This is a genomic window from Ruegeria sp. BJ6 (assembly GCF_056537885.1).
The window spans coordinates 124,521-136,182 of sequence record NZ_JBQFSG010000008.1; the positions used below are offsets into that span (position 1 = coordinate 124,521).

General features: G+C 51.8%; 13 protein-coding genes. 2 read left to right on the forward strand and 11 right to left on the reverse strand.

Annotation, left to right across the window (positions count from 1 at the left end; translation table 11 throughout):
* Positions 1-35 precede the first annotated feature (35 nt).
* The 7 genes from ACR0D6_RS16385 to ACR0D6_RS16415 form a co-directional block, all read right to left on the reverse strand.
* Positions 36-1,070, reverse strand: coding sequence for a radical SAM protein (locus ACR0D6_RS16385; RefSeq protein WP_480766279.1), 1,035 nt, complete (start codon positions 1,068-1,070; stop codon positions 36-38).
* A gap of 3 nt (positions 1,071-1,073) precedes the next feature.
* Entirely contained in the window at positions 1,074-1,472 is a 399-nt protein-coding gene (locus ACR0D6_RS16390) for a hypothetical protein (protein ID WP_480766280.1), read from the reverse strand.
* Positions 1,456-1,833 (reverse strand): hypothetical protein, encoded by a 378-nt coding sequence (locus ACR0D6_RS16395; protein ID WP_480766281.1) that lies wholly within the window; start codon positions 1,831-1,833, stop codon positions 1,456-1,458. Before ACR0D6_RS16395 ends, ACR0D6_RS16390 begins: the two co-directional genes overlap by 17 nt.
* Entirely contained in the window at positions 1,830-4,562 is a 2,733-nt protein-coding gene (locus ACR0D6_RS16400) for an SMEK domain-containing protein (RefSeq protein WP_480766282.1), read from the reverse strand. Before ACR0D6_RS16400 ends, ACR0D6_RS16395 begins: the two co-directional genes overlap by 4 nt.
* A gap of 198 nt (positions 4,563-4,760) precedes the next feature.
* The gene (locus ACR0D6_RS16405) at positions 4,761-5,528 is read right to left on the reverse strand and encodes a DUF3800 domain-containing protein (protein ID WP_480766283.1); all 768 of its coding nucleotides are present in this window, start codon (positions 5,526-5,528) and stop codon (positions 4,761-4,763) included.
* Positions 5,529-6,018: 490 nt separating this feature from the next.
* Positions 6,019-6,300, reverse strand: coding sequence for an SDR family NAD(P)-dependent oxidoreductase (locus ACR0D6_RS16410; protein WP_480766284.1), 282 nt, complete (start codon positions 6,298-6,300; stop codon positions 6,019-6,021).
* An 81-nt stretch (positions 6,301-6,381) separates the two neighbouring features.
* A complete protein-coding gene (locus ACR0D6_RS16415; RefSeq protein WP_480766285.1) occupies positions 6,382-7,326 on the reverse strand; it encodes an alpha/beta hydrolase in 945 nt (314 codons plus the stop codon).
* A gap of 234 nt (positions 7,327-7,560) precedes the next feature.
* Between ACR0D6_RS16415 and ACR0D6_RS16420 the strand changes: the two genes are divergently transcribed.
* Entirely contained in the window at positions 7,561-8,151 is a 591-nt protein-coding gene (locus ACR0D6_RS16420; protein ID WP_480766286.1) for a TetR/AcrR family transcriptional regulator, read from the forward strand.
* Here ACR0D6_RS16420 and ACR0D6_RS16425 read toward each other — a convergent pair.
* From ACR0D6_RS16425 to ACR0D6_RS16440, 4 genes are all read right to left on the reverse strand, one after another.
* The gene (locus tag ACR0D6_RS16425; RefSeq protein ID WP_480766287.1) at positions 8,148-9,338 is read right to left on the reverse strand and encodes an adenylate/guanylate cyclase domain-containing protein; all 1,191 of its coding nucleotides are present in this window, start codon (positions 9,336-9,338) and stop codon (positions 8,148-8,150) included. The genes ACR0D6_RS16420 and ACR0D6_RS16425 overlap by 4 nt on opposite strands.
* Positions 9,339-9,433: 95 nt before the next feature.
* A complete protein-coding gene (locus tag ACR0D6_RS16430) occupies positions 9,434-10,036 on the reverse strand; it encodes an NAD(P)H-dependent oxidoreductase (RefSeq protein ID WP_480766288.1) in 603 nt (200 codons plus the stop codon).
* 11 nt (positions 10,037-10,047) lie between these two features.
* Positions 10,048-10,425, reverse strand: coding sequence for a nuclear transport factor 2 family protein (locus tag ACR0D6_RS16435; protein ID WP_480766289.1), 378 nt, complete (start codon positions 10,423-10,425; stop codon positions 10,048-10,050).
* Positions 10,418-10,597, reverse strand: a complete 180-nt coding sequence (locus ACR0D6_RS16440) for a hypothetical protein (RefSeq protein WP_480766290.1) — start codon at positions 10,595-10,597, stop codon at positions 10,418-10,420. The genes ACR0D6_RS16435 and ACR0D6_RS16440 overlap by 8 nt, the downstream gene beginning before the upstream one ends.
* 133 nt (positions 10,598-10,730) lie before the next feature.
* Between ACR0D6_RS16440 and ACR0D6_RS16445 the strand changes: the two genes are divergently transcribed.
* Positions 10,731-11,651 carry a LysR family transcriptional regulator gene (locus ACR0D6_RS16445; RefSeq protein WP_480766291.1) on the forward strand — a complete coding sequence of 307 codons (921 nt, stop codon included), beginning with the start codon at positions 10,731-10,733 and terminating at the stop codon, positions 11,649-11,651.
* The last annotated feature ends 11 nt before the right edge of the window (positions 11,652-11,662 follow it).

Genomic DNA, 11,662 nt, shown 5'->3' on the forward strand with positions numbered 1-11,662 from the left:
GGCAGGAAAACCGCCTTCGGTCGCGACATCCTAGATCAACGATTGCCACACACAACAAGGTCGTCGAATAATGGACATCCGTTCATGCAGGTGGATCGATGCGAGCAATCTCCACAGCGGTCTGAGGCAAAGTAGTTGCGAAATGTTGCCATGTTCTCTGACTTGGTCCATATCTCCAGCAGTGAATTGCTCTCGGTCAGCTTATCGCCCTCCGCGAGGCCGCTTTGAAAGGAGCAAGGATGCACCGAAAGATCTTCTGAAACATACATGGAGAATCGTCCAGCATCGCACGCGTCGACCATGGTTGGATTAGCATTAGTCCGAGCAAAAACACCGCTTACACAACAAGCGTCGAAACCAACCTTCAATTTGCGCTGGCTTGAAGTTGCCAGCTTGAAGAACTCATCTAGCCGATTACTGTTCCGAAGCATCTTCTTCTCAAAGACTTTCCGACCAGATGGTTTATAGTTTAGAAAGATAATGGCGTTGATCTTCCGCAAGAATGCTGGTGGCTCTGTGAGCCACGCAATTGCGAGGTCGATGCTTTCAGAATCCAAAATGAAGTGAACATTGACCTTGATACCATACGCGGTCAGCGTCTCTATTGTCTCCGCTGTTTCATCGAATGGTTCGTAGGCAGATACAGCCACTGCCCCGCAGTGTTTGCGTGTCGCTTCAAGAATATAGCTACTCAGGCCGCGCCCGTTAGTCGTGTAGTTCGGCACAATTTCCTTTGAGGCGGTGTATTCCAGAATCTCAACAAAGTCGGGATGCTGGTTCGGGTTACCGCCTCCCAACGCAACCTGAAAAACACCCATCTCGGACGCTTGGTCGATGACGTTCTTGTAGTCTGACAACGCCATGTGCCGCCCCTGCTTGGTCGAGGATTTGTAGCAGAAAGCACAACCTTTGTCGCACCAGTTGGTAATCGATATGTCCATCAACTCTGGTCCGTGAGGGGACCAGAACGGATCCTTCGAATCTTTGTCCGGAACACGCGCGAAAAAGCCGGTGTCCGAGTTAAAAAAAGAGGTATAGCCGAGGCTTTTGTAGCGGTGGGCTTTTAGCACAGATCACCAATAATTGTTGTATGCGTTAATGTAAAAGGCCTCAGACTCGACCTCAAACATGGCCATGCAAAGGAGGGACTCAGCGAGAGGCCCGTCGCTGCTAAGCGAACCTGTCGAAACCTTTTTACCTTGATCGATGGCGTCTTTCATCCGCTGGATTACCTCGGGAGTGAATTCATGTGTTCCCGAAAGTTGATTGGCAGCTTCTTTAGAGGTCACCGTAGTACCCCTTTGCAGCGCATACTCAATCTCTCCATGCATCTGCACAAACAGGTCACCGACGGGGCCGTCACGATCTACACCCGCAGCTTCTAAGAAGGCGTCTTCAGTCAGTTCAGCCTCAGAAATATACACAAATGACGTCGATGAACTGTTCGAAACGAAATCAAGTTTGATCTTCATTTTGAGACCTTTCTAATTCCCGGATGCACTCAATCACTACATCAAATTTGTTGTTCTCGTAGTCCTCATCAATGACTTGGGGTATCCAAGTCACTAAGAATATATGTTCACATTCCAAGTCGACTTCGCTCAAAACCTCCCCATACTGAATCTCCATGTAGTCGGCCAAGCTTGCATATTCGACCGAGTAGTACTTCTCAAACTCTCGTTTTACATCAATGGCATGGATAAAGAATGCATCGTAAACACTACCGAAAAAATGCTCTCCTAAGCCCCCTTTGGCGACCCCAAGCCTTGCGAGAAAGGCATCCTTGTCCGGCTCCCACGATGTTGGAAGGATCAGTTTAATATCGTCTCTCATGCAAACGCCTGTTCACCGAAGATTTCCGCTATGCACGCTCGCACAGAGTCTGACCTCGCTTGGTTACACATGCTGACTGCATCGCGGAATACTGGTTCATCTGCCCTTTGCGAGAAAAGGTTCTTCGTAGCTTCTCGTTCATCCCAACGCGCAAAAGGCACAAAATACAGCGCCACAGCCAATGCAGGAATTCCAAGACCAAGTTGGTGGTCATCATCAAGCCCAAGCAAGCTCTTCAAGAGGTGACTCACTCTATCCTTCCAACGATCGTCTACGTAACCATGCTCAGACGAGAACATTGCTTTCACGAATTTTTCCAGGGCAGCATCGTCCAGATCGGCGAGGTGGTCTGTCAAAACCTGAACACTCAAAGGAGCGGCTTCATCTCTTTTTCGGAACAAAGTCCAAGCAAGGTGACGAATGTCATTCACAACACTGAGGCTTTGCAATAGTGACCTCACTCGTGAAACATCAGCTTCCGTTTGCACTTCGTCAGACAAGAGTTCCAAATTGTTGAGATAGTGCTGATCAAAGTCATCGAAAGCTTCGCACGTTCTTACAACGCTTTCGCTGTTGTTCTTTCTTGCCAGAACGTAAGCGTATCGAAAGAAACCTTCGTAAATTGGCCAAGCGGTTACCGCCTCAAATATTTCATCCACTTTCTCGGGCGCGGTCGCTGCAAGTTCAAAAACTACGAAATATGCGAGCAGGAAATCCCTCATTTCATCATAAGTAAATGAGATATTTTCAACACCAATTGATGCGAGGCCAGTATTAGGAAGCTCTCTTCTGAGGATGATATCTTCCCCTATCAGTTTGTCGACAATATCTATTTCTGCACCTTCAAACCCATCCAGCTGAAGTCGTGCAAACTCCCCTTTTTCCAACATTCCCGCGCAGATTTTGTATATCGATGCCAATGCTTTTCGCTGCAAAGGCGCAGGAAATTCCTTTATCTTCATTGTCAGATACGCTTCAAAAAGATCGCCCTTGTAGATTTCCGGTACGTTCCCAATGCTTTTCCCTTCGTGAATATCACAGAATATTCTGAGCAGTATGAGGTCGTTTTTAAGGAACTCTTTCGCCGAACTAGAAAGGCTTACATCTATCTGAAAATGCTCAAGGTATGAGCGAAGCAATCGAGCCTTGTTATCTTCAGACATCTGGTTCCGAAGGTCTTGAACCCGATGCAAATGGTTTGCGAATTCCGGCTCGAACACCCCGGCAAACTTGTGGTCAAAGAACTCGTTTCGGCAAGTTATGATTACTTTGACGAAATCGTACTGGCAAAGTGCATCCAAAAAAACTCGTAGCTCCGAGACAAAGCCGTCAAGGTCGCCTACTTCGTTGATCCCATCAATGGCGAGAATGAACGGTTTGCCACATTCCTTGGCTACCTCGTCAAACACAGCCAGCAGCTCATGAATGTCGCTAGCTTCAGGCGCAAACCTATTATTCGCGATGTAGTCTCGTATTCGATTGGGTCCTTGAAAATCGTTCAACTTCCTTGCCGGGATGAAGATCGTTGGAATCTCAAATTTCCTGAACTGGTTCTCGACCAAATCGCAAACAAAGTTTGTTTTTCCTTGTCCAGCCATTCCCGTCACGAGGAATATCTTTGCCAGAGCTAGGCTTATCTGATCTGTGATCTTGTCGAGTGAACGGTACACTCCACTCCCATTGGATTCGACATTAAATTCAAATACCGACCAATATCCAGTTTGGTAGTCCTTGGGCACATACCGCTCCGCACGTTCGCTGTACCATGAGAAGACTGAGACTTGTTCTTTAAGCTGGGATGTTTCCTCTAGTTGTGCCGTTAGCCGATTTCGTAGATCAGGTAAGTCTTTGGGGGCTGGCAGGCTGGCCAGCGAAGGCAGGTCACCTTGCACCTCGTCAATTTGAGCCAACCGTAAGAGTTCGTTGAATTGCTCTAGGCTGAAGCGTCTAAGCGCGTCATCAATCTTTCTGTGGAAAAACATAGGGTGCGCAAAAAACCGCATCTGCTCCTTGGTTCCAGATGTTTCTACGAACACCGAAGGGATGTACTTTTTCGTGCGTTTTTCGTCTTCAATTTTATGGCCACTTACGCTCAGGAAGGCATCCAGTTCGGAGCGAAATTTCGCATTGGCATCTGCTTTCTTGAACTCCTCTTCCAAAAGATCACAAACTCGTTGGATTCTGTCATTTGAAAGCTCGCCGATCAATTGCGCCAAGTCGTGGAAATCCAAGATATCGCGAGATGTGCTGAATTCTATCGGCAAGCCTGCGACGGTTGTTGCGAGCGTCTTGGAATTGTAGGACTGTTGCCTCTCAGTGAGTACGTACACCAAAACCCGATCGAAATCGGCATCGAGGCCGTGAGACTGGAACTTCCCTAGTGTCTCGTTGATCTTGCCGCTGGATGCATCAGAAGTTACCTGAATGGATATTCGACTTTCGTTGCATCCCAGATCTACAGCTGGGAAATTCATCTGAATGCGATTCTGGTTTTGGAGATTCGGGCAATCCAAAATCGTCGCAAAGATTGGCACAAGTAGATCTTCGGCTACGGTGTTGATGTCAAACAATCCTAGCGCATTTGAAACTCTCACCTCATAGGCAAATCGTCCAAGTAGTGTGGCTGATTTCTGAAGTAGCTCTTGTCTTGTCACGGCACCGCCAATTCGAAGTACTACTGGGCCGAGAGAAGCCTGAAAGCTCTTGTCACCCAAGGATTTGTTCAGCACTCACGCTAAAGATGAAGCGAATAACTGGCAAGGCGATCACTGGCTTCAATGAAAAGCAAATTCAAGCGTCATTATTGTCTGCCAGCCAGGCGCCAATCCCTCATGAGCGACCGCTTTGGAGAGGTCGCGCGCAACGACTCGCATTGTTGTCAATGACTGGCTGGGCCGAACGGGAAGTCCCTCTGGACGGATAATCACTCAGTGGATGCAACCTAGATACATCGATCCGAACCGTTTGCGGGCGGCTGCTGTGACCTCGGGGGATACGCTTGGATCAATGTACAATCCGTGTGGTTCGACTAGCACAACTGCAAAATCTTCATCGTCGATGTCAGCGCCGTTGTTCACGCTCAAGAATGCGTAGCGTATGCCTGCCCACATTTCGAACCCGAGATCGATTTCCACATCGTCGTCATATCCGGAGTTTGGCACGTTGACGATCTTGTTGATCTTCCCTAGCGCATCAAGAAGCATCGTTCCGCAGGTGTGAGCAATTAGATCGGCCACTTGGATCCCTGATATACGCTGCGAGTCCTGTTCAAAGTGAATCGTGCAATTGTTGAGGCCACTGATTTCTGTAGCGATACTTCTTCCTTTACCTTCGGACGTGAAGAGACCTTCATCAAAGAAAACCTGATGGTGTTGATTGAGCAGTTTTGGGTGCAAGATCGCTTTCTTCAAGAGTTCGAGGGACGCGGGGCCGATCTGCTTGTCTCCATCAACAACGCAGACAGCGATCTGACATTTGGACCTTACAAAGCTTCTCAATGAGTCGCGCAAGCGCTGCAGACCCAGGTTGTCGCGCATTTTTGTAGAGGATTTGTACTCGTAGGTTGATAGATCGAACCCACACGTCGCAAAGACTGCTTCCAGCTCCTCATGAGGGTCTTCGTCACAGATCGCGAAAGCAGCGAGGGAAAAGCCATGTATGTGATGTTTGCTATCGTCTAAGTAGAAATAGGCCATGGGTAGAGTTTAATCGGTCCGGTCTTCTCTCAAAAACTTTTCAGGTGGACGTTCGGAATTGCGCAGGAAGCAAGAAACATCGCCGGTAGAATATTGATAGAGGATCTGCCCACACAACAGACCTTGCTGAATTAATTTTCCAACCAAACTATTAATGTCGGCTTTGGCCGACCCTAGACTTTGCAAAGTCCGCATTTTTCGCGCCGCTACCATCTTTGTTGATCGGTCCTGCGTAGGCAGCAAAGGTCCGCTTGGGTGGTCATCGAGTATTTTTCGTGAGCTGCGGCGAAATTATAACTGACAACGTTCGATCGAAAACCCTGTAAGTCGTCCCTACGCGCCTGGACGTTAATTGAGCCGATCCGAGGTCATGACAAATGCATCCAGACCCGACCACCTCCGTCAAATCGGATTCCGGTGTTCGACTTCACTGCGAGGCCACAAAGCAAACTACGCCAAGAAATGGAAGGGTCTATCGCCAGTGGAACGACTATGGGTGCCAAATGGCAAAACTATGTGTCGTCCCACATTTGTCCAGTTCCAACGTCGCGGTTTCCACGTCCTGACCGGTTTCCGCTTTAATGGTCTCTGCGACCTTGGCCAGTTTTTCCGCAGACCGTGCCACGATGGTCACTGACGCGCCGCTGCTTGCCAGCGCACGGGCCGTTTCGGCCCCCAACCCGGTTGAGCCACCGGTCACAAGTGCGGTTTTTCCGGTCAGATCGATGCCCTGCAGAACATCGCTGGAGGTGGAATTTCTATCGAAGGACATGAGAGGTCTCCTACTTGATTATGTCGAGTTGGATCGTTCAACCGGGGCGATCTTGAACTGCGAGTGGTGATGTAGGCAGTCTTAGGCGTCGGCTCCGCCGTGTTTTCTGAAGAACCCGTCCATGGCCGCGATGGCATGGTCGACATCCTCGGGGATGTCATAAAGCGAAACGTGCGAGGCGCCGGGGATCTCGACCAGTTCCTTGGGCTCGGAAGCCTTTTCGTGAAAGGCAATCGTCAGCGGGGCTGTGTCGACCATCGCTTTCTCTCCATATATGCCGATGAAGGGCGTGTAGAGATAAGGCGCATAGCTCATTGCATCCGCCAGCATCGGTGCCTCCAGCATGAAGGATGGCGACATGTTGCTGTAGGTCGGATAGGTCATCGCTCCCGCACGTTCGGTCATGTAGTAGTCATAGCCTTCGCGCATAGCCGTGCCCTCGGGGGCGACCTTGGCCGCAGCCATGTTCAGTGCATCCACATAATCGATCACTCCGGTTTCATAGGCTTTCTGACGACCGGCATTTTGTGCTGCGATCAGGCCGGTCACGGTCTCGCGGTCCATTGCACCAAAATAGCTCATCTGATTGCCCAACATGCCGGATACGGAGGCGATGGCCTTGAGCCGTTTGTCGGTGGTTGCAACCAACGCCATGTAACCACCAGAGGCGCAGACGCCGAGGCCAAACAGGTTGTCGCGATCCACGAAGGGCAGCGTGCCCATGAAACTTATTGCGTCGCGGATGCTTTCAATCTTGATCCACGAATTCTCGTTATTGCGAATTTCGCCTTCGCTTTCGCCATAGCCGATATGGTCAAAGCCTATAGCAACATATCCCAGCGCCGCCAGGCGCGGGCCATAGACGGCCATGGTCTGTTCCTTCACCTGGTTGAAGGCCGAAGACATGACAACCGCTGGGTAGCTACCTTCGGGGTCAAAGCCCTTGGGCGTATAAAGGTTGGCAGCCAACTTCAGACCCATGGATTTGAAGGTGATGTCGTTTTTTCCAGCGGCAATAGCGTTCATGTTCGAGTTCACCTCTATCGATGATCGAGATGTCTGATTTGCTTTTGCGCCCCAGCCTGCGAAGGACAGTACGGAAGCGGAAGAAGTGAATTGAATTAGACGGCGTCTTGTGAGCTTGATCATCCGAACATCCTTTTGGGGTTGTATTGTAAACTTGTGAGTTTACATTTAGGAAAAGCGGACAGAATGTAAATAGAACTTTTTACATTTTTCCGCCAAACGAGGTGAAGTGGCGTGAAGCTGACTGAAAAGAAACGACAAAATATTATCGAGGCAGCGATTGAAGAGTTCCGGGAGAACGGATTTCTCGCCGCCAAGACTACGCAAATCGCCAAACGGGCCGGTGTCTCGAGTCGCACGCTCTACAATCACTTCGCGACGAAAGAGGCGCTGTTCAACGCGATCACCCAGATCATGATTGCGCGCAACGAGGCGATGAAACCTGTCGCCTACGATCCAGCGCGCGACTTGGAAGAACAAATGCTTGAAGCTTTGGAACACTACGTGACGGTCATCACCGAGCCCGAAGCCATGGGGCTCAACCGTATGGTGATTTCTGAGTTCTTGCGCGACCTGGACCGCTCACGCGCCTTCTTTGCCGAAACTGCCACGCACGACTACCCGATAACGCAGCTCATAGCTGGCGCGATGGAGGCCGGTGCTCTGCGAAAAGCCGATCCCGCCTTTGCCACGGGTCAGCTGCTTGCACTGGTGAAGAATTTCTTTTTCTGGCCGGAATTCTTGTTGGGCGAGAAGCAGAAAACAGACGGTATCATGCAGGACTGCGTCGCGATGTTTCTATCGCATTACAAGGTGGGACCTTAGGTCGCTGTGGTGAAAACCTCTATATCCTGTGGCAGTCCTCGAATAGAGCGGAAGCCGACAGATTGGGCCGCGTCACCCGTATGTCGTGCGACATTTGCTGTCATTAGAATTTTTTCGTCCAGTTCTTTGCAAAGACCCTGAACGCGGCTGGCCACGTTTACGGCTTGACCAACAACTGTGAAATCCAATCGGTCGGGACTGCCGATATTGCCGAAAGTCACTTGGCCAAAGTCTATGCCGATTACGAATTCAATAGGCTCCCGGTCCTCGCGCATCCCGGCTTCGTTGTAATCTTGTAGATTGGCCAATGACATCTTCGCAGCCTCGACAGCGGACTTGCAGGATTTTTCGGCACTGTCCTCGACATTGAACACGGCAAGAATGCCATCACCCATAAATTTGAGGACATCACCCCCCTTCTGCCGAATGGGAGAGACAACCATCTCGAAATAGTCTCCCATCATGTCCAGCAATTGGGTCTCGGGCCAGGCCTCTGCTTTCTCGGTAAAGCCCCGGAGGTCTGCGAACAGGATCGCGGCAGAGACTGTTCTGTGCTCTCCGCGCTTAATATGACCTTGCCCGATTTCTTCGGCAGGACCGTGACCGAGATAGGTCTGCAGAAGGCTCTTTTGCGAGTTGCGCATGGCAATGGGTTCCAGGGCCGCCGCAAGCGCATAGCGCGTGTCTTCGATGTACCGAATGTGCTCGTCAGAAAATCCGCTGTCTGCGTCCGTGGTGAAGCTGGTGCCTTGCACTGAACCGTTGCCATGCTCCAGGGGAATGGCCAGAAAATCGGTTGCTCCTGTGTCGGCAAGCTCCGTATAGACCGGATGTTCAGCCTCTAGGTCGAGGCTGATCAGCCGCTTGCGCAACGGGCGACGTTGAGTGACTACAAACTCGAATGGGCTCCCATGCCATGCGCTTGTTGACAAAACCGTCGTGGGAACGACGTAGCGTTGGGTTTCTTCTGGGGTCCAGATTATGCCCCAGGCACTCAGAAGAGGGTTGGAATAGTTTTGCGCGATCCGTGCGCGCGCCAGCGGCACGCCCAGTCGAACCAAGCCTTCGCAATAGCCCCTGACGATTTCGACTTCATCGCCAAGCAGCCGCCCCTCGGAAATCAGCCATTGGTTCAGTTGATCGATCTCGGACACGGGTATCTCGCAGAATATTGGGCTTGCCGACATTCTATATATTGATTGATCAGAATGAACCCACGCTGAAAAGGTTGCGTGCCGAAAGTTCAGCGTGGGCACTTTGGCATGGTATTGAGGCGCAAGCCTTAGCTGACTGCGGCAGCCTTGGTTGGATCGTCTTCCAATTGCTTGAGCAGGCGTGCTTGTTTGACCTTGGGGTCCAGATCCGGGTCGGTCAGATGGGCCAGCATCTCGGGCACATTTGCTTCGATCTGCTCTTGTGTAGCGAGGGCCATGCCGTGCGCCACAAACGGGCGAAGATAGGTCATGCCCGCCAAATTGGCCGTCTGCTGAAAGGGTTTCAGGAATTCAGCCATCGTGTAGTTGTTGTAGCCGCCAGCGTGATAGCTGTGTTCGGGCCCGCCTGTGGAGACAAGGATCAGAAACTCACGCCCTTTCAGTTGGTCGCCGCCCGGCCCATAAGCGAAGCCATAGCTCAAAACCTGATCCATCCAGGCTTTCATCACTGGTGGGGCGGAATACCAGTAGAAGGGAAACTGGAACACGACCCTATCATGCGCCAACAGCAAGGCCTGCTCGTTGGCAATGTCAAACCGCATCCCGGAACCGCCGATGTCGGTCAAGTCGCGGGTGGACACGTTGGTCGCTTCGGACAACGCTTCGAACCATGCACGATTGATGCGCGATCTGTTCAGGTCCGGATGCGCAGTGAGAACGAGAGTTTTCATATGTCTGCCTCTTACAGAAACTTTGCGGAATAGGAGGTGATGAGCGGGCGACCGTCGGGCCGGGTGTCAAAGCGCCAACTTTCTTGTACTCGGGCTTCGATGCGTTCGCCCGATAAGGTTCTGGCACGGAACAGAACTTCGAACCGCGCAGCGTCGGGTGTGATATCAATCTTGCTCACATGGTGTTCGGTGGGTCTCTGAAGTGTCTTTAGCACCCCGGCATACCAAGCGCGCACGCGGTCGTGGCCGGTGAGGCTGGTGTCCGCATCGGGCATGTCCCATGCCACATCCGGATGTAGATCGCGCAGGAACACTTCGATCGGGTCCAGCCGGTCAAATCGAGCAAACCAGTCAGCGATGAAACCGCGGATTTCAGGATAGTCACTCATGTATTTCACCATTCGATTGGTTGTCGGTCCCCAAAAGGCCGCCGGTGGGTCCGCTTTTATAAAGGGTGGCCGCGCAGTTCGCCGTATCGGCTCTGTCTTCGACCGAGCGGGTTGCCCCCAAGGCGATATCCCTTGCGACGAGGGCGGAGGCAAACGCCGTAGCTATGGTCATGGCGCGTTCATCCTCTTGGGTCAGGCTGTGCTGCGGTGAGGTGAATTTAGGTGTGATACGCTGCTGAGATAATTGCCTCGCTTTTCACTTCTTTCATGTATCATATCGAATAATCACCTAAGTCGGAGCCCCCATGCGTTTGCCCCTCGCCACGCTTGAAATTTTCGTAGCAATTGCTCGCCACGGTTCGCTGCGCGCCGCAGCCGAGGCGCTTGGCATCAAGCCTTCAACTGTCAGTCATCAGTTGAAAACACTCGAGGATCAGCTTGGCACCGCGCTGTTCATTCGCACAACGCGATCAATCAGCCTGACCGAGGCAGGACGGGCGTTGATCCGTGGGGCAGGCCCGGCTTTCGATCAACTCTCTGAGGCCGTCGAAAGCGCACGCAGCACTGGGCACGCTGCCAGAGGCACGCTGAGGCTGGCGATGCCGGAATTTGCCTATCATCTGTTTGTCAGCCCGGTCCTGAAAAGCTTCTGCGCCAAATACCCGGAGATTGAACTGGAACTTTCTCTGACCGATGCACTCTCGGACATTCTGGGTGAGGAACTTCATGCGGGATTCCGTTTGGGGGACCGCATTGCGCTGGACATGGTAGCAGTGCGCCTGACGCCACCGTTGCCGCTTGCCGTGGTGGCTTGTCCGGACTACTTGGCGGCCCATGGAACTCCTGAAACCCCGCGCGATCTTCTCGACCACAGCTGCATTGGCTACAGGTTCCAGTCTTCAGGTCGGATTGCACCTTGGAGCTTTCGGGCGCAGGACGGGGAGTATTCCGTTGATGTGCAGGGCAACCTGATCACAAACACCCTTCCGGCCTCCGTCGATCTGGCCAAACAGGGGTTGGGATTGGTCTACACCTTTCGGGACTACGTTGCCGATGAGATCGACTCCGGCGTTCTGAGCCCCGTACTCGAAAGGTTCCTTGGCACAACTCCGGGCATTTTTCTCTACTTTCCACGAGAATACAGATCCATGATGCCGCTTAGGCTGTTCATCGAACACTTGAATGCATCGTCCGATCGCCAAGGATGGCGTCTTTCAGACAACTGAGAATGAAGGGC